Source organism: Streptomyces orinoci, from assembly GCF_003121295.1.
In the GTDB taxonomy this organism is placed as follows: Bacteria; Actinomycetota; Actinomycetes; order Streptomycetales; family Streptomycetaceae; genus Streptomyces; species Streptomyces orinoci.
Genome location: NZ_PHNC01000010.1, coordinates 24,115 through 41,994, shown reverse-complemented (window position 1 = coordinate 41,994; position 17,880 = coordinate 24,115). Strand labels below are relative to the sequence as shown.

The following is a 17,880-nucleotide window of genomic DNA, read 5'->3' as shown; positions in this document are numbered from 1 at the left end:
CGGGTCAGTTCGCGGCCTTGAAACCCCGCAACCGCAGGCTGTTGCCGACCACGAACACCGAGGAAAAGGCCATCGCGGCCCCGGCGATCATCGGATTGAGCAGACCCGCCGCGGCCAGCGGCAGCGCGGCCACGTTGTAGGCGAAGGCCCAGAAGAGATTGGACCTGATGGTGCCCAGCGTCCGCCGGGCGAGCCGGATCGCGTCCGCCGCCGCCCGCAAGTCACCACGGACCAGGGTGAGATCCCCCGCCTCGATGGCGGCATCCGTGCCGGTGCCCATCGCCAGCCCCAGATCCGCCTGGGCCAGCGCGGCCGCGTCATTGACCCCGTCACCGACCATGGCCACCGAACGCCCCTGCCCCTGAAGGCGCTTGACCACCGCCACCTTGTCCTCGGGCAGCACCTCGGCGATCACCTCCTCGATGCCCACCTCGGCCGCGACGGCCCTTGCGGCAGCCTGGTTGTCACCGGTCAGCAGGACCGGGGTGAGTCCCAGGGCGCGCAGCCGGCGCACGGCCTCGGCGCTGGTCTCCTTGACCGCGTCGGTCACCTCCAGCACCGCCCGCGCCGCACCGTCCCAGGCCACGACGATCGCGGTCCGTCCCGCCGCCTCGGCCTGCGCCTTCGCCCGTACCAGCTCCTCCGGCAGCGGCACCGCCAGCAGCTTCTCCCGCCCCACCAGCACCGTATGGCCGTCCACCACGCCCCGCACACCCAGCCCCGGCCGGCTGGTGAACTGCTCCGGGACCGGCAGGCTGCCGACCCGCTCGGCAGCCCCGGCGGCCACCGCCCGGGCGATCGGGTGCTCCGAGGAGTGCTCCAAGGCCCCGGCCAGACGCAGCACTTGGGACTCGTCCACCCCGTCAGCGGGATGGACGGCCAGCAGGGTCATCCGGCCGGTGGTGACGGTTCCGGTCTTGTCCAGCACCACGGTGTCCACGCCCCGGGTGGTCTCCAGCACCTCGGGCCCCTTGATCAGGATGCCCAGCTGGGCGCCCCGCCCGGTGCCGACCATCAGCGCGGTGGGCGTGGCCAGCCCCAGCGCACAGGGGCAGGCGATGATCAGGACCGCCACGGCGGCGGTGAAGGCGGCGGTCAGCCCGGCACCGCTGAGCAGCCAGAACGCCAGGGTGCCCAGGGCGAGGGCGATGACCACCGGGACGAAAACCCCGGAGATCCGGTCGGCCAGCCGCTGGGCGGCGGCCTTGCCGTTCTGCGCGTCCTCCACCAGCCTGGCCATCCGGGACAGCTGGGTGTCCGACCCGACCCGGGTGGCCTCCACCACCAGACGGCCCCCGGCGTTGATGGTGGCCCCGGTGACGCCGTCACCCACACCCACCTCCACCGGCACCGACTCCCCGGTGAGCATGGAGGCGTCCACGGCCGAACTGCCCTCCACCACCCGGCCGTCGGTGGCGATCTTCTCGCCGGGACGGACGACAAAGCGGTCGCCCACGGCCAACTCCTCGGCAGGAAGGGGTACTTCGCGCCCGTCCCGCAGTACGGTCACTTCCTTGGCGCCCAGTTCCAGCAGCGCCTTGAGCGCGGCACCCGCCCGCCGCTTGGAGCGGGCCTCGAAGTAGCGCCCGGCCAGGATGAAGGCGGTCACCCCGGCGGCGGCCTCCAGATAGATATTGCTCGCGCCCTCGCCACGGGCGATGGTCAGCTCAAAGGGGTGCCGCATGCCGGGCATCCCCGCGTCACCGAAGAACAGCGCCCATACCGACCACAGGAACGCCGCCGAGGTCCCCAGCGATATCAGGGTGTCCATGGTGGCCGCGCCATGGCGGGCATTGGTGACCGCGGCCCGGTGGAAGGGCCAGGCGGCATAGGTGACCACCGGGGCGGTCAAGGTCAGCGACAGCCACTGCCAGTAGGTGAACTGCCAGGCCGGGACCATGGCCAGCACCACCACCGGCACCGCCAGCGCCACGGCGGTGACCAGCCGCTGCCGCAGCGGGGCCAGCTCATCGGCTTCCCCGCCCGCCCCGGCCGGTCCCGCGGCGCGGGTACGGGCCGGGGCGGGCGGGGCGGCGGTGTACCCGGTGGCTTCCACGGTGGCCACCAGGTCGGCCACGGTGACATCGGTGCGATGGGTGACCTTGGCCTTCTCGGTGGCGTAGTTGACGGTCGCGGTCACCCCGTCCATCCGGTTGAGCTTCTTCTCTATCCGGGCCGCACAGGAGGCGCAGGTCATACCGCCGATGGCCAGCTCGACCTCGGCGGTGCCGGTGGTACTGGGGGGCGCGGTGGTCATTCGCTGCTCCTCGGGTGGTTTCCCATACCCCTAGGGGGTATCTATTGAGCACATGTATACCCCCGGGGTGTATGCCACGCAAGAGCTCGCCGGTTACCCCGGGCGGGTATGTGCCAGGTTCCTCGCCGGGCGCGCCATCGGGGGCGTGGGGCGTGACCGGGCACGGACAGCCCGCACCCCGGACTGGGGGCCCGGCCATGGGTACGACCGGCCACCGACGGCCCGCAGACGCGGCACCGTGCGGCAGCCCCGCTCAGGGGCGCGGGGAACTGCGTGGCCGGCCCGGGGCGGCCCGCACATTACGACGCGACCCAATGTGTGGGGCCGCCCCACTCTCCGGCACCCCGGGCGGGGGCTACGGCTGGAGGCCGCCCAGCCGCCCTTCCAGCACCACCAGCAACTCGGCGAGGATCCGCGTCAGCTCCGCCCGGCGGTCCTCGTCCAGCCCGGCCAGCAGGGACTGCTCATAGCCGAGCTGCTGTGGGATGAGCCGGTCGATCAGCTCCCGGCCGGCCTCGGTCAGGGAGAGGTGGGCCACCCGCCGGTCCCGGTCGTCGGCCCGCCGGGAGACCAGGCCGCGTTCCTCCAGCGCCCGCAGCCGCTTGGTGACCGCCGCCCCCGAGGCGAAGGTCTCCCGGGCCAGCTGCCCGGGGGTCATCTCCCGGCCCATCCGCCGCAGGGTGCCGAGGATGTCGAACTCGGCCCGGTTGAGCCCCTCGCCGGCCAGCGGGGCGTCGGTGGCCTGCTGCAGCAGGGCCGAGCAGCGGTTGAGCCGGCCGATCACGGCCATCGGGGCGGTGTCCAGGCCGGGGTGGACCTTCTCCCACTGGCGCAGCACGCGTGCGACGATGTCCTCGGTCACGGGGGCGGTCCTCTGTGGTCGGGTGCGGTGAACTGGCTCGATTCTGCCGGGTCCGCGCATGCCTACGCCCCGTAGGGGCGTGCCGTCCATGGCCTTGAGGATCCAGCGCGGGCCGTGGGTGGCTGGTCGCGCAGTTCCCCGCGCCCCCTAAGGGTGCCCCCGTTGTGTTGCGAGTGCGGGCCCTGGGTGGTTGCTCGCGCAGTTCCCCCGCGCCCCTGGAGGCGCTCCGTTGTGTTGTGGGTGCGGGCCATCCGTGGCTGGTGGCGCAGTTCCCCGGGCCCCTGGTAGGGCGCAGCTGGTTGCGTGGGAGTGCGATCTGTCCCCGCGGCGCTTACGAGGGGGACCCCAGCAGCCGGGTCAGCCTCGCATGGGCCTCGCGCTCCACGGCTGCCGCCTCCGCCGGTGCGGTGACCCACCATTCGCCCGTGGCCACCTCCACGGCCTCCCGCAACTCCACCAGCGCACCGGCAAGTTGGTGCCGGGAGCCCGGCTCATCGGCCACCGTGCGCAGCCGGGTCACCGCCCGCTCCGCCCGGCGGGCCGCCCGTCGGTTGGTGACCAGCACACACGCCGCCAGACCCAGCACCGCCCCCACCACCGTGTCCAGCCAACGGTCCGCTGCCAGATGCCGGGCCGGGTGAGCGGCGGCGAATTCGCCCAGGAACAGTGCCATCGGCGTCACCCAGACCGTGCCCAGCCAGTAGTTGCACGCGATGGTCGCCTCCGCCGCCACCTGCAGGGCCAGGGTGATCAGCACCAGGGCCACCGCCCCGGTGCGGGCGAGCGGCAGCAGGGCGGTGAAGACCGCCAGGCCGAGCAGATTGCCCAGCACCCGCTGGACCCCGCGCTGCCAGGACAGAGCGGTATGGGCCTGGCAGACGGACGCGGCGGTCACCACCGCCCAGTAGGGGTGGCCGAAGCCCAGGGCCAGCGCCGTCCACCCGGCGGCGCAGCCGCCCAGCGCCACCCGGACCCCGGCGGACGGTGACAGAGGGGCGGACGGGCGCGGCATCTCCGGCTCGGCGGGCACCGTGACCCGGGACGGCGGAACCGGCCCGCCACGCCGCAGTACCCGGGCCCGCGTCCGCAGTGACTCCGCGGCCGCCGGATCCGCCGCACCGTCCGCCAGTGCCCGCTCGGCCTCCGCCACCAGCGGGCGCAGCGCCTCACGCAGCGCGGAACCGGCGATCGTACGCCGGGCCGCGCCGACCGCGGTGATCACCGCATGGCGGGCCCGCGCCTGCCCATCCGTCCCGGCGCCCCGCAGCCGGGCCGCCGCCTCCAGCGCGCGGGCCGTGGCGATCCGCTCCGGCCCGTACGGCCGTACCAGGCCCGGCGCCATACAGACCAGCCAGGCAAGTAGCCCCGACAGCACCACCAGGGCCAGATGGGCGGGCACCTCACCGGGCCGCTGGGGGACGAAGAAGGCCGTTGAGGTGACGAAGGTCAGCACGATATTGCCGGGCGGCCCCACCCCGGCCGCGTCACAGCCCGTCTTATGCGCCGCCGCCACCAGCGCCGCAAGCGCCACCCGCAGCGCCGGGGACGGCACCAGCGCGGCGCAGGTGAGCGCCAGCCCCACCCCGGCGACCGCGGCCAGTACCACTCCGCCCACCAGCCGGGCCCGCGCCCGGTACGGCCGGTCGTGGCCGTACAGCGCGCACAACGCGCCTGCGGCGGTGTAGAGGGCCAGGTCGAGGCGGCCGAGCAGGAGCAGCGTCAGCTCGGGGACGGCCATGGCGAGCGCGGCGCTGAACGCGGGCTTGTGCCAGATGTCGGCGGGCGGGTTCAGCCGGAGCAGGCCACGGAGGGGGAGAGGCTTTGCCATAAGTGAAAGGTTAGCAAGTGTTTTACTTGTGAAATGGTTCGGTGAGCACCCGTCGCCGGCACTCCCCGGGAGTGCCCCAGGCGCAGCGAAGGGCCCGGGCCCGCCCGATCCACAGCGACAGGTCGTACTCGGCGGTATAGCCGATCGCCCCATGGACCTGGAGCGCCGCCCGCGCCGCCGCGTACCCCGCCTCACCGGCGGCCACCTTGGCCGCGGCCACATCCGCGGCCGCCCGCTCCGGGGCGGCCGCCAGCGCCACGGCCGCCCCGTACACCAGCGGCCGGGCGAACTCCAGGCCGATCAGCACATCCGCCAGCCGGTGCTTGACCGCCTGGAACGAACCGATGGCCACCCCGAACTGCCGCCGCTGCCGGGCGTACTCCACGCTCCGGTCAAGCAACGCCTGTCCCACACCCAGCGCTTGGGCCGCCGTGGCGAACGCGGCCCAGAGGGTGGCCTCTTCAACAGCCGCCCGAGCGGCCGGCCCGTGCGCCAGCGGCTCCCCGCCGCGGGGCGGCCGGCTGAGCCGCCGCACCGGATCCAACGAGGACCCGGCCCCCGGCCCGCCCCCGATGACGGCATCCAGCGGCTCTTGGCCGCCCGCCACCCCGCATGCCCGAGCGTTCCCATCAGCCGGCTCCGGCCCCGCCGCCCCGCATGCCCCCCGCCACAGCCGCACCTCCGTCTCCCCGGCGACCACCACCGCATCGGCCGTCTCCGCGTCCAGTGCGTAGCCGTCCGATGCCGGCGCCGCCAAGGACAGCAGGGCGTGCCCGGTGCTCACCCGGGGGAGCCATTCCTCGGCCGCGCCAACACCGCCCAGGCGCCCCAGCAGTATCGCCGCCGCCACCGTTTCCACCAGCGGACCGGGCACCGCATGGTGTCCCAACTCCTCGAAGGCCACGGCGATTTCGACCGGAAGCGGGCCGCAGCCGCCGTGCTTCTCCGGCACCGCCAAGGCGAACACCCCGGCGTCGCCCAGCCGTTGGCACAGGGCGCGGCCCGGGCCGTACTCCCCTCGCGCCCATGCCCGGGCAGCCGCCGGCGCATCGGAGGCCGCCAGCAGCCGGGCCAGGGTCCGGCCGAACTCCCGCTGCTCCGTATCCAGGGAGAACCTCACCCGCGGCGTCCCTTCGGCAGGCCGAGCAGCCGCTCGGCGATGATGTCCCGCTGGATCTCATTGGTGCCCGCATACAGCGGACCGGCCAGGGCGAAGGTGTGGCCCGCCGCCCAGTCGCCGCAGTCCTCCTGCGATGGACCCAGCAGCTCCAGGGCCGTCTCATGCAGCGCCAGGTCCAGCTCCGACCAGAAGACCTTGGTCAGGCTGGCGGCCGCTGCCCCGCCCCCAACGGCCGCCCCGCCCGCGCCGGCCGCTCCGCCCCCAGCAGCCGCCCCGCCCCCGCCGGCCGGCGCGTATCCGTACAGCCGGTACGCCCGCGCCCGGATCAGCGCGTCCGCCACCCGCTCGCCCAGGGCCGGGTCGCCGGACTCCCGCCACAGCGCCCACAGCCGCCGCGCGGCGGCAGTGAAGCGGCCGGGGGAGCGCAGCAGCAGGCCCCGTTCGCTGGCGGCGGTGTCCATGGCCACCTGCCAGCCCCGCCCCGGCTCGCCCACCACATCCGCGTCCGGTACAAAGACCTCGTCCAGGAAGATCTCGGCGAAGGCCGGAAGGCCGTCCAGGCGGGCGATGGGCCGCACCGTCACCCCCGCCGCGTCCAGCGGGAACATCAGATAGGTCAGCCCCCGGTGCGGCCGTGCCTCCCCGGGGTGGCTGCGGAACAGGCCGAAGGCGTGGTCGGCGAAGGCCGCCCGCGAGGACCAGGTCTTCTGCCCACTGAGCAGCCAGCCACCTGCCGTGCGCACGGCCACCGAACGCAGTGCCGCCAGATCCGATCCGGCCTCCGGCTCCGACCACGCCTGGGCCCACACCGTCTCGCCACGGGCCATCGCGGGCAGTACCCGGGCCCGCTGCTCCTCGGTGCCATGGGCGAACAGCGTCGGCGCCAGCAGCTGGGTGCCGTTCTGGCCGACCCGGGCGGGGGCGCCCGCCGCGTGGTACTCCTCCTCGAACAGCAGCCACTCCACCATGGAGCACCCCCGCCCGCCGTACTCCACCGGCCAGGACACCACCGCCCAGCCGGCCTCGTACAACTTCCGCTCCCAGGCCCGGTGCCGGGCGAAGCCGCGCTCGGAGTCCAGGGGCGCAAGCGGGACGCGGGGTACGTTCCCGGCGAGCCAGGCACGGGCCTCGTCCCTGAATCCCCGTTCGGCGGCGCTGAGTTCCAGATCCACTTAGGACTCCTTCATCGCCCGCACATCCATCCCGCCGAGCGGATCCGCCGAGGTCTCCGCGTTGTGCGCATGCGCCAGGTGGTGCAGGGCGAAGGCCGCATCCAGGCCGGAGTGCAGTCCCTGGAGGTCCTCGGCCTGGTTGACCGCCCGTTTGGCCAGTGCCAGGCCCAGCCGCGGCATCCGGGCGATGCGTTCGGCCAAGTCCCGTACATAATCCGCGAGTTCCGTACGGGGCACCACCGCGTTGACCATGCCCAGCTCATAGGCGCGCCGGGCGCTCATCCGGTCGCCGGTGTAGAGGAACTCGCGGGCGATCCTGGGCGGCATCACCCAGGGGTGGGCGAAGAACTCCACCCCCGGAATGCCCATCCGCACCACCGGATCGGCGAAGAAGGCGTCCTCACTGGCCACAATGAGATCGCACACCCAGGCCAGCATCAACCCGCCCGCCACACAGGCCCCTTGAACCGACGCGATCAGCGGCTTGGGCAGCTCCCGCCAGCGTCGGCACATGCCCAGATAGACCTCCGACTCCCGGGCGAAGCGGGCCTCCGCGCCGCTCTTGTCCGAGTGGTCCCACCACAACCCGGCCCGCCGCTCGAAGGGGAGATGGGCGTCCCGGCCGGGGGAGCCGATGTCATGGCCCGCGGAGAAGTGCTCACCCGCGCCGGCCAGCACCACCACCTTGACCTGGTCATCGGCGGCGGCCCGGCCGAAGGCGCCGTCCAGGGCGTAAGTCATCGCGGAATTCTGGGCGTTGCGGTATTCGGGCCGGTTCATGGTGACGGTCGCGACCGGGCCGAGCCGCTCATAGCGGACTGTCATCGCCGATCCTTCCCTAACAAGTGTTAGGTAGGTTAACGTACCGTCATGAGCAGCGTCGAGCAGGCGCCCCCCTATCTCCCGGGCCACCAACTGCTGTTGGGGCGCAGCGCGGTCATCACCGCCGCCGCCGGGACCGGCATCGGCGGCGCCACCGCCCGCCGTTTCCTGGAGGAGGGCGCCGATGTTGTCCTCGGTGATGTGCACACCCGCCGCCTGGCGGAGGCGGTGGCCGCGCTGGCCGCGGAGTTCGGTGCGGACAGGGTGGCCGGGCTGCCCTGCGACGTACGCCGCGAGGGCGCCGTCGGCGCCTTGCTGGATCTGGCCGAGGACCGGCACGGACGACTGGACGTCCTGGTCAACAACGCCGGTCTGGGCGGCACTTCGGAGCTCACCGAGATGACCGACGAGCAGTGGGAGCAGGTCATCGGCACCAGCCTGACCGGCACCTTCCGCTGCACCCGCGCCGCCCTGCGCCGGATGCGGGCCGGCGGCACCGGTGGCGTGATCGTCAACAACGCCTCGGTGCTGGGCTGGCGGGCGCAGCGCGGCCAGGCCCACTACGCGGCCGCCAAGGCGGGGGTGATGGCCCTGACCCGCTGTGCGGCGGTGGAGGCGGCCTCCTATGGCGTACGGGTCAACGCGGTCGCCCCCAGCCTGGCCGTCCACCCGCATCTGGCCAAGGTCACCACCCCCGGCCTGCTGGCCGAACTCAGCGCCCGCGAGGCCTTCGGCCGGTCCGCCCGGCCCTGGGAGGTGGCCAACGTGATCGTCTTCCTGGCCAGCGACTACTCCTCGTATATGACCGGGGAGACGGTCTCGGTCAGCAGCCAGCACCCTTGACCGGCATCAGCAGCCGACACCCGTAACCGACAATGGAACCGTGCCGACCAGCAAGAAGACCGAGACCACCAGCCCCGCGGCCGGGCGCCGCCGGGAGCTCCTGGCCACCGCCGCCGAGGTGTTCGCCGCCCAGGGCTACAACGCCACCACGGTCCGCCGGATCGCCGACGCGGCGGGGATGCTCGCGGGCAGCCTCTACTACCACTTCGACTCCAAGGAGTCGATGCTGGACGAGATCCTCGCCACCTTCCTGGGCGAGCTATGGGCCGGGTACGAGACGGTGCTCGCCGCCCGGCTCGGCCCCCGGGAGACCATCGAGGCCCTGGTCACCGAGTCCTTCCGGCAGATCGACCGGCACCGTGCCGCGGTCGCCGTCTACCAGAAGGAGGCCCGGCACCTGGCGGACCATCCGCGCTTCGGCTATCTCGCCGAATCCCAGCGGAAGTTCGAGCGGGTCTGGCTGGGCACTCTGGAACGGGGCGTCGCCCAGGGAGTGTTCCGCGCCGACCTCGACCCCGGGCTCGCCTACCGCTTTCTGCGCGACACGGTGTGGGTGGCCGCGTCCTGGTACCGGCCCGGCGGCCGGCACGGACCGGAGGAGATTGCCCGCCAGTATCTGTCCATGGTTCTGGACGGCATGGCCGTACGACCCTAGGAGTCCACGATGGCCGAGGCATTCATCGTAGAAGCGGTACGCACACCGGTTGGCCGCAAGGGCGGCGCACTGGCCGCCGTTCACCCGGCGGACCTGGGGGCGCATGTGCTCCATGCGCTGCTGGAGCGCAGCGGAGCCGATCCCGCCGCCGTGGACGACGTGATCTTCGGCTGTCTGGACACGGTGGGGCCCCAGGCCGGTGATATCGCCCGCACCAGCTGGCTGGCCGCCGGGCTGCCCGAGTCGGTGCCCGGCGTCACCGTGGACCGTCAGTGCGGATCCTCCCAGCAGGCCGTCCACTTCGCCGCCCAGGCGGTGCTCTCCGGCACCCAGGACCTGGTGGTGGCCGGCGGGGTGCAGAACATGTCCATGATCCCCATCGCCTATGCCGCCCGCCGGGCCGCCGAGCCGCTGGGCCTCACCGAGGGGCCCTACGCCGGTTCGGCGGGCTGGCGACGGCGCTATGGCGACCGTCCGGTCAGCCAGTTCCACGGCGCCGAACTCATCGCGGAGCAATGGGGGCTGACCCGCGGGGAGATGGAGGAGTACGCCCTGCGCTCCCACCGGCGGGCGGTACGCGCCCTGGACGAGGGCCGCTTCCGGGCCGAGACCGTCCCCTACGGGGAGCTGACCATGGACGAGGGCCCCCGGCGGGACACCTCGCTGGAGCGGATGGCCGCGCTGGACCCGCTGCTGCCCGGCGGCCGGCTGACCGCCGCGCTGTCCTCGCAGATTTCCGACGGGGCCGCGGCCGTGCTGATCGCGGGGGAACAGGCCGTCAGCCGGTACGGGTTGACGCCCCGGGCCCGGATCCACCAGCTCGCGGTGCGCGGCGAGGACCCCATCCGGATGCTCACCGCGCCCATCCCGGCCACCGCCCATGCCCTGAAGCGGGCCGGGATGAGCATCGAGGAGATCGACCTGGTGGAGATCAACGAGGCTTTCGCCCCGGTGGTGTTGGCCTGGCTCCGGGAGACCGGCGCCGACCCGGAGCGGGTCAATGTCAATGGCGGGGCCATCGCCCTGGGCCATCCGCTGGGCGCCACGGGAGCGCGGCTGCTGACCACGCTGGTCCACGAACTGGAGCGAAGCGGTGGACGGTTCGGGCTTCAGGTGATGTGCGAGGGCGGTGGGCAGGCCAATGTGACCATTGTGGAGCGGGTGTAAGCGGGCTGCCACACTGGCCGGGTGATGGAACTCAACGGACGCCCCGCCGATCCCGAGGCGCTCAAGGCCCTGGCGCTGACCAACTACGGGCACTTCACCACGCTGCGGGTGGACGACGGGCGGGTGCGCGGGCTGGCGCTCCATCTGGAGCGGCTGGTACGGGACTGCCGTGCCGTCTTCGGCGCGGAACTGGATGCCGGGCTGGTACGGGCATACCTCGCTCGTGCGGCGGTTGGCGGGGGCTCGTTGGCGGTCCGGGTGACCGTCTTCGATCCCGGCCTGGACCTGGGCCATCCGGCGGGGGCCGCCGATCCGCATGTCCTGGTCACCACCCGGCCGGCCGGCTCGCTGTCGCTGCCCCCCATGCGCGTGAAGACCCTGCCGTATGTGCGGGAAGTCCCGTTGGTGAAGCACACCGGGCTCTTCGGTGCGTTGCATGCGCGGCGGGCGGCGCAGCTGGCCGGTTTCGACGATGCGCTGCTCATGGGGCCCGGGGGCCTGGTGACCGAGGGCGGTACCTGGAACGTGGGGTTCGTCGCCGCGGACGGGACTGTCGTCTGGCCGGAGGCGGAGGTTCTGCCCGGGGTCACCATGGCATTGCTGCGGCGCCATTTCCCGTGTGCGGCAGCCCCGTTGCAGGTGCGGGACCTGGGTGCGATGCGGGCCGCCTTCGCGACCAACGCGGCCATCGGGGTGCGGGCCATCACCGGGATCGACGAGTTGCGGTTCGCCGCGGATGACCCGGTGCTGGGGCGGTTGCGGGCGGCGTACGCGGGGGTGCGGGGGGAGCCGCTATGAGGTGCGGTGCGGCGCCGTTGCCGCCTGCGGCGGGCTCACCCCACCCACGGGCCTCCCGTGGCCCTTGTCCGGGTGGCTGGGCTCCCCCGCGGGGGCTGAGCGCCGTCGGCGGCATGACGCCGGCGGCGGGCGACCATCCACCGGAGAGCTCAACCGCCCCGGGATAGGGCCACGGGTGGTGCGTGGGTGGGGCAGGCCCCGCCGCAGGCGGGGAAACGGCGCCGCACCCGCCAACGGTGCTCAACACCCGGCTGCACTCGGAGCCGTGCTCACCCCGGCTGCACCCGGAAACGGTGCTCACCCCGCCGCAGGCGGGAACCGCAACCCCATCGGATTGGGATCCGGCAACACCGCCGCGCACGCAACCGCCAACGGCCGCAGCAACTCGGCGACCTCGCCGGCCGCCGAGTCCCGCCAAGGCCGCGACGCCGCCAGATCCGTCGCATCCTCCACCTCCGCCAGCAACCCCCGCCCCGCCTCCGTCGCGGTACCGTCCGCGGCCAGCAGGCCCCGTTCCGCGAGCCGCAGTGCCGCCGCGTCCCACTCCTCGTCCGTCCAGCCCCGGTTCGGCTGCAACATCGAACGCGGCACATCGATCCCGGACCGCAGTACCAGTACCTCGCAGCCGTCCAGCCCGGCGGCGATCAGCGCCGCCACATGGCCGTCCCCACGGTGCTCCCGCAGCAGTGTGGCCGCCTGCCACAGCCGGTCCAGCGGATCGACCGGCAGTCCGAGCGCCGCGTTGGCGGCGGCCAGCACCCGCCCGCCGCAGTCCAGTTCACCGGCCCGCTCGCCCAGCATTGCGGCCGCCTTCTCCACCTCCCGTTCCCGGCCGGCCAGCAGCCGGGCCAGGGCGGACCGGGCGCCCAGCCGTCGTGTCTCCAGGGCCTGCCCGGGGGAGGTGATCTCCCATACCGAGGGCAGTGCCCGGGCCACCATTCCAGGCGCGAAGTTGAGGAAGGAGGCCGTCACCGGCTCCGGGCCGACCGGGCCCAGGGGCGCGGCGCGGCCCGCGAAGTACCCGCGCCAGAAGCCACGCAGCCCTGCCTGCTCAAAGGCGTCCTTCGCCGCCGGCGCGAAGTAGGTGACCGCATGGATGGGTTCGAACAACTGCCAAAGGGCACGGGCGTCGCTCACGCGTACCTCCGATCGACGGACAGGGACGGCCAGCCTCGCAGAATTGCCGCCGCTTCCGCCACGATCCCCTCGATCAGCTCCGCACAGGACGGTATGTCCTCGATCACGGCGGCCACCTGGCCGGCCGCCATCACCCCGGAGTCCACCCGTCCCTCCACCATGGCCGCCCGGAGCAGCATCGGGGTGTTCGCCGCCAACAGCACCTGGGCCCAGCCCAGTCGCCGGGCCCGCCGCAGGGCCAGGCCGTCCCTCAGCAGCCCGCCCCAGCCCAGGCCGGAGACCCGGCGGAAGGCGGCCGCCTGCCGGAGCGCCCGCCACAACAGCCGTACCGGACCGGCTCGTTCCAGGGAGGCGACCAGGGGCGTACGCAGCATCCGGTGCGGCAGCCCGTCCACCTTGCGGGTGACGATCACATCGCCGGCCGAGGCGGCCAGATAGGCGGCCTTCACCGGCGCGGGAACCGTGCTGTCGGCGGTGAGCAGAAAGCGGGTGCCCATGGCGATGCCACAGGCCCCGTAGGCCAGCGCGGCCACCAGGCCCCGGCCGTCATGGAAGCCGCCCGCCGCCACCACCGGAATGTCCACCGCGTCCACCACCTGCGGCAGCAGCACCGTGGTGGCCACCTCGCCGGTGTGCCCGCCGCCCTCCGCGCCCTGGACCAGCACCGCGTCCGCGCCCCAGGCGGCCACCTTTTCCGCGTGCCGCCGGGCCCCCACGGTGGGCATCACCACCACTCCGGCGTCCCGGAGCCGGGCGATCAACTCCCTTGACGGGGCCAGGCCGAAGGACGCCACCCGCACCCCCTCCGCGGCCAGGATCCCGGCCCGTTCCGCCGCGTCGCCCGCGTCCGCGCGCAGATTGACGCCGAAGGGCCGGTCGGTACGTTCCCTGATCTCCCGGATGGCGCACCGGAGCTGGGGGACGGTCATGGTGGCCGAGCCCAGTATCCCCAGTCCGCCCGCCCGGGCCACCGCGGTCACCAGCCGGGGGCCGGCCACCCAGCCCATCCCGGTCTGCACCACCGGGTGCCGCACCCCGGTCAGCCGGGTGAGGGCGGTGTCCAGCAGCGGTGCGTTCATCCCGTCACCTCCCGCTCACGCAGCCCTTCCGGGTCCAGCACCTCGCGGATCAGGCGGAGTTCGGCCTCGGTGGGCTCACGGGTCACCGGGACGTCCCCGGGGATGTCCAGGGGGAAGCCGGTGGCCGCCCGTACCCGCTCGGCGGTGACGCCCGGGTGCAGGGAACGGACCCTTATGGTGCGGTCCGGGGTGGCGAAATCCAGGACCGCCAGATCGGTCACCACCCGGCGGATGTCCACCGCCGGGCCCCGGCCGTACCCCACCCCGCACACCATGTCCACCCGCTCCACCAGCACCCTGGGCGTATGCCGGGGGATCCAGTAACTGACCGTGTTGTTGAGGGTGTTGACGGGGGCCCCGCGCACCCCCAGCAGCTGGCGTGCGGGGCGGCGGACGTCACCGATGCGGCTGATGTTCTGGTTGCCGTGCCGGTCGAGCTGGGCGGCGCCCATCATCACATGCCGCCGGCCGCCCATGGCCAGTGCCAGATGTCTGCGGTAGGGCAGCCAGCCCTCCACCGCGCCGTCCGCGCCGACCAGCAGCGACTCCCCGTCCGTGAGCAGCAGTTGCGGCGCGAAGGTGAGCCGGGCCAGCCGCGCCCCCAGGGCGGGAATCACTCCCATCGGGGAGGCCAGGATCTCGCCGTCCCCGCGCCATGCCTCGGCGCAGGCCACCACACACACCTCGGCCCTGCTCATTCCGCACCCCGGCGGGCGGCCGCCACGGCGGCCCGGTAGTCCGCCTCGTCCCCGGACAGCAGCAGGGCCGGCGACTCCCCGGAGCGGGCGCCGCGTACATAGGCGGCCAGAAACTCCTCGTCGCGGCCGTAGTCCGGCACACAGGAGGTGAAGTGCGCCCCGCCCGGGGCCTCTATCACCCCGGTGACACAGTGCCGCTGCACCAGCAGCGACTGCGGACCGCCCGCGCTCGCGAACTCCTCGGTGTCCACACAGCGTTCACAGGACACATACGCCTCCCGGGCCGCCTCACAGAACAGGTCGTCGAAGTAGGGGTCCGGGCCCAGATACTGGGCATTGCCGCGCCGGTCGGCCCGGTTGAGGTGGACCAGGGCGGCATCCAGGGTGAGGGCCGGCACCGCGACCAGCTCCTCCCCGTCCCGGTAGGGGGAAACCACCGTCCGCAGACCGGGGTTGAGCCCCAGCACATCGGAGCCCAGCCCGGCCCGTACCGGCAGGAAGGGCAGCCGGTGCGCGGCCGCCGTCAGCCCCCACATCAGCATGGCCTCGTCCAGTTCGGTCAGTTCCGGACGGCCGTCCCGCTCCCGGGCGGCCCGGTAGTGCGGCTCCAGCGCCACGGAGTCCAGGGTGACAAAGGCGGTGATCAGGCGGCGGATGCGCCCCGCCGCGGCCAGCAGCCCGACATCGGGGCCGCCATAGCTGACCACCGTCAAGTCCGTGATGTCCGACCGCAGTAGCGCTCTGACCAGCGCCATGGGTTTACGGCGGGCGCCCCAGCCGCCGATGCCCACCGTCATACCGCTGCTCAGCCGGGCCACGGCCTCATCGGCGGTCATCCGTTTGTCGGCCGTCATCCGCTGGTCCGCGGCCCGCTGCCGGCCTGCCGTCATGGTGCCTCCCCCTGCCCGTTCCCGGTGGTGTCCCGGGCCTTGTCCACAAAGCCCCGGCGGTGGCGGTCGCCCAGGCCCGCCAGATTGGCCTCGAAGGTGAAGCCCTGCTCATAGCGGTAAGCACGGCGGACATCCACCGGGTCGATGCCATTGAGCGCGGCCTTGGCCATCCGCAGCAGGGTGCCGTCCTTGGCGGCGATCTCCCGGGCCAGCGCCAGGGCGGCCGGGCCCAGCTGCTCCTGGGGCACCACCCGCCACACCGCGCCATGGCGGTGCAACTCCCGGGCGTCAATGGTGCGGGCGGTGAAGTACAGGGTCCGCAGCAGATGTACGGGCACCAGGCGGGCCAGATGGGTCGCGGCGCCCAGCGCCCCCCGGTCCAGCTCCGGCAGCCCGAAGGTGGCGCCCTCGGCGGCCACCACGGCATCGGCATTGCCGACCAGGCCGATGCCGCCGCCCAGACAGAAGCCCTGGACGGCCGCGACCACCGGGACGGCACAGTCGTAGACGGCCGCGAACGCCTCCGCGCAGCCATGGTTGGCGCCCAGCAGCGCCTGATGGCCGGGGGAGCGCTGCAACTCCTTGAGATCCACCCCGGCGTTGAACCCCCGGCCCGCCGCAGCCAGTACCACACAGCGGATCTCCGGGTCCGCGCCGGCGGCCCGGACCCGCTCCGCCAGCGCGTACCAGCCCGCTACCGGAAGGGCGTTGACGGGCGGATAGTCCACCGTGATCACGGCGATGCCCGGTTCGGGGTGTGCGGTGGAGACACCCATCGGGGAATCAGCTACCTTTCCACCAAACGTTTGTTAGGTGCCCTGAGTTGTGACGGTAGCAGCGCAGCCGCCGTTGTGGGAGGTGGCCGGATGAACGGTGCCGTGGTGGTGGTCACCGGTGGTACCCGCGGGGTGGGCGCGGGCATCGCCGGGGCCTTTCTGCGCGCGGGCGCACAGGTGATCGTCTGTGCCCGCCGCCCGCCCTCCGAGCCGGTGGGCACCGCCCGCTACCTGCCCGTGGACGTCCGCAAACCGGCCCTGATCCAGGCGCTGTTGGATCGGGTGGCCGCCGAGTACGGCCGCCTGGACGTCCTGGTCAACAACGCCGGTGGCACGCCCCACCACCCCCTGGACGCCGAGCCATGGCATCGTCATGCCCGGATCCTGGAACTCAACCTCACCGCGCCCCTGATGGCCTCGCTCGCCGCCCACCGGCTGATGCGCGCCCAGCCGGGCGGCGGCTCCATCCTGATGATCGGCAGCGTCAGCGGCTCCCGGCCCTCGCCCGGCACGGCGGCATATGGCGCCGCCAAGGCGGGACTTGAGCACCTGGCCCGTTCCATGGCCGTGGAGTGGGCCCCGCTGGTGAGGGTCAACACCCTGATCCTGGGCATGGTGCACACCGAATCGGCGCAGACGCACTACGGGGACCGGGAGGGTGTCGCGGCGGTCGCCCGCACCGTGCCGGCCGGGCGGCTGGCCGAGCCGGAGGAGGTGGGCGAGGCCGCGGTCTTCCTGGCCTCCGAGCGGGCGGCCTACATCACCGGTGCCGCCCTGCTGCTGCACGGCGGCGGGGAACGCCCCGCCTTCCTGGCCGCCGCCAACGCCCAACACCCCACACCAGACGGGAGACTGCCGAATTGAACGGGATCTGCACCGGCCGGGTGGCCGTGGTCACCGGCGCCGGACGCGGCCTGGGCCGCGCCCACGCACTGGCCCTGGCCGCCGAGGGCGCCGCGGTGGTAGTCAACGATCTGGGCACCGGCCCCGGCGGCGAGGGCGGCACCGGTGACCCGGCCCGCCGGGTCGCCGCCGAGATAGCGGACCGCGGCGGCCGGGCCGTGGCCCACACCGGCGACATCGCCACCACCGAGGGTGCCGTCTCGCTGATCGCCACCGCGCTGGAGACCTTCGGCCGCCTGGACGCCCTGGTCAACAACGCCGGTTTTGTACGCGACCGGATGCTGGTCAATCTGGACGAGGACGACTGGGACGCGGTGATCCGCGTCCACCTGAAGGGCCACTTCCTGCCCCTCCGGCATGCCGCCGCGCACTGGCGGGCCCAGGCCAAGGCGGGCCGCGCCCCCGACGCCCGGGTGGTCAACACCACCTCCGGCGCCGGGCTTTCCGGCAGCGTGGGCCAGGCCAACTATGCCGCCGCCAAAGCCGGCATTGTGGCCCTGACCCTGGTCGCCGCCGCCGAACTCGCCCGCTATGGCGTCCAGGTCAACGCCATCGCCCCGGCCGCCCGCACCAGAATGACCGAGCAGGTCTTCGCCAAGGCCATGGCCGCCCCCGCGGACGGCACCTTCGACGCCATGGCCCCCGAGAATGTCTCCCCGCTGGTGGTCTGGCTGTGTGCCGCCGACTCCACCGGAGTCACCGGCCAGGTCCTGGAGGCCGACGGCGGCCGGATAGCGGTAATGGAGGGCTGGCACCCCGGCCCCATCACCGACAAGGGCGACCGCTGGACCCCGTCGGAAGCGGGCACGGAGCTACGCCGCCTGCTCACCCAGACACGGGCGGCGCGGCCGGTGTACGGGGCCGGTTGAAGTG

General features: G+C 73.4%; 17 protein-coding genes. 6 read left to right on the top strand and 11 right to left on the bottom strand.

Annotation, left to right across the window (positions count from 1 at the left end):
• Positions 1 to 4: 4 nt before the first annotated feature.
• From CV755_RS07610 to CV755_RS07585, 6 genes are all read right to left on the bottom strand, one after another.
• Positions 5 to 2,257 (bottom strand): heavy metal translocating P-type ATPase, encoded by a 2,253-nt coding sequence (locus CV755_RS07610; protein WP_109279405.1) that lies wholly within the window; start codon positions 2,255 to 2,257, stop codon positions 5 to 7.
• A gap of 355 nt (positions 2,258 to 2,612) precedes the next feature.
• Positions 2,613 to 3,119, bottom strand: a complete 507-nt coding sequence (locus CV755_RS07605) for a MarR family winged helix-turn-helix transcriptional regulator (RefSeq protein ID WP_109279404.1) — start codon at positions 3,117 to 3,119, stop codon at positions 2,613 to 2,615.
• Positions 3,120 to 3,450: 331 nt separating this feature from the next.
• Entirely contained in the window at positions 3,451 to 4,947 is a 1,497-nt protein-coding gene (locus tag CV755_RS07600) for an FUSC family protein (protein WP_109279403.1), read from the bottom strand.
• A gap of 22 nt (positions 4,948 to 4,969) precedes the next feature.
• Positions 4,970 to 6,067: an acyl-CoA dehydrogenase family protein gene (locus tag CV755_RS07595; RefSeq protein WP_109279402.1), complete on the bottom strand. Its 1,098-nt coding sequence runs from the start codon at positions 6,065 to 6,067 to the stop codon at positions 4,970 to 4,972.
• Positions 6,064 to 7,239, bottom strand: a complete 1,176-nt coding sequence (locus CV755_RS07590; protein ID WP_109279401.1) for an acyl-CoA dehydrogenase family protein — start codon at positions 7,237 to 7,239, stop codon at positions 6,064 to 6,066. The genes CV755_RS07595 and CV755_RS07590 overlap by 4 nt, the downstream gene beginning before the upstream one ends.
• Positions 7,240 to 8,064, bottom strand: a complete 825-nt coding sequence (locus CV755_RS07585; protein ID WP_109279400.1) for an enoyl-CoA hydratase — start codon at positions 8,062 to 8,064, stop codon at positions 7,240 to 7,242.
• Positions 8,065 to 8,109: 45 nt separating this feature from the next.
• Between CV755_RS07585 and CV755_RS07580 the strand changes: the two genes are divergently transcribed.
• From CV755_RS07580 to CV755_RS07565, 4 genes are read left to right on the top strand one after another with little or no spacing between them, the layout of a single operon-like run.
• The gene (locus CV755_RS07580; protein ID WP_109279399.1) at positions 8,110 to 8,904 is read left to right on the top strand and encodes an SDR family oxidoreductase; all 795 of its coding nucleotides are present in this window, start codon (positions 8,110 to 8,112) and stop codon (positions 8,902 to 8,904) included.
• Positions 8,905 to 8,944: 40 nt separating this feature from the next.
• Positions 8,945 to 9,559: a TetR/AcrR family transcriptional regulator gene (locus CV755_RS07575; protein ID WP_109279398.1), complete on the top strand. Its 615-nt coding sequence runs from the start codon at positions 8,945 to 8,947 to the stop codon at positions 9,557 to 9,559.
• Positions 9,560 to 9,568: 9 nt separating this feature from the next.
• Positions 9,569 to 10,726, top strand: coding sequence for an acetyl-CoA C-acetyltransferase (locus CV755_RS07570; protein WP_109279397.1), 1,158 nt, complete (start codon positions 9,569 to 9,571; stop codon positions 10,724 to 10,726).
• A 24-nt stretch (positions 10,727 to 10,750) separates the two neighbouring features.
• Complete coding sequence (locus tag CV755_RS07565; RefSeq protein WP_338323632.1) at positions 10,751 to 11,524, top strand: aminotransferase class IV family protein; 774 nt, start codon at positions 10,751 to 10,753, stop codon at positions 11,522 to 11,524.
• Between the two features lie 297 nt (positions 11,525 to 11,821).
• Here the strand turns inward: CV755_RS07565 and CV755_RS07560 are convergent, their stop codons facing one another.
• Genes CV755_RS07560 through CV755_RS07540 form a run of 5 tightly spaced genes read right to left on the bottom strand, consistent with a single transcriptional unit; the run spans position 11,822 to position 16,104 of the window.
• The gene (locus CV755_RS07560; protein WP_241561035.1) at positions 11,822 to 12,661 is read right to left on the bottom strand and encodes an SCO6745 family protein; all 840 of its coding nucleotides are present in this window, start codon (positions 12,659 to 12,661) and stop codon (positions 11,822 to 11,824) included.
• A complete protein-coding gene (locus CV755_RS07555; protein WP_109279566.1) occupies positions 12,658 to 13,725 on the bottom strand; it encodes an NAD(P)H-dependent flavin oxidoreductase in 1,068 nt (355 codons plus the stop codon). Before CV755_RS07555 ends, CV755_RS07560 begins: the two co-directional genes overlap by 4 nt.
• Positions 13,726 to 13,736: 11 nt before the next feature.
• Positions 13,737 to 14,438: a CoA-transferase subunit beta gene (locus CV755_RS07550; RefSeq protein ID WP_109279395.1), complete on the bottom strand. Its 702-nt coding sequence runs from the start codon at positions 14,436 to 14,438 to the stop codon at positions 13,737 to 13,739.
• Positions 14,435 to 15,328, bottom strand: a complete 894-nt coding sequence (locus tag CV755_RS07545; protein ID WP_241561034.1) for a CoA transferase subunit A — start codon at positions 15,326 to 15,328, stop codon at positions 14,435 to 14,437. Before CV755_RS07545 ends, CV755_RS07550 begins: the two co-directional genes overlap by 4 nt.
• Entirely contained in the window at positions 15,325 to 16,104 is a 780-nt protein-coding gene (locus CV755_RS07540; RefSeq protein ID WP_109279394.1) for an enoyl-CoA hydratase family protein, read from the bottom strand. Before CV755_RS07540 ends, CV755_RS07545 begins: the two co-directional genes overlap by 4 nt.
• A 90-nt stretch (positions 16,105 to 16,194) precedes the next feature.
• Between CV755_RS07540 and CV755_RS07535 the strand changes: the two genes are divergently transcribed.
• Complete coding sequence (locus CV755_RS07535) at positions 16,195 to 16,968, top strand: SDR family oxidoreductase (protein ID WP_109279393.1); 774 nt, start codon at positions 16,195 to 16,197, stop codon at positions 16,966 to 16,968.
• Positions 16,965 to 17,876 carry an SDR family oxidoreductase gene (locus CV755_RS07530; RefSeq protein WP_109279392.1) on the top strand — a complete coding sequence of 304 codons (912 nt, stop codon included), beginning with the start codon at positions 16,965 to 16,967 and terminating at the stop codon, positions 17,874 to 17,876. Before CV755_RS07535 ends, CV755_RS07530 begins: the two co-directional genes overlap by 4 nt.
• Positions 17,877 to 17,880 lie beyond the last annotated feature (4 nt).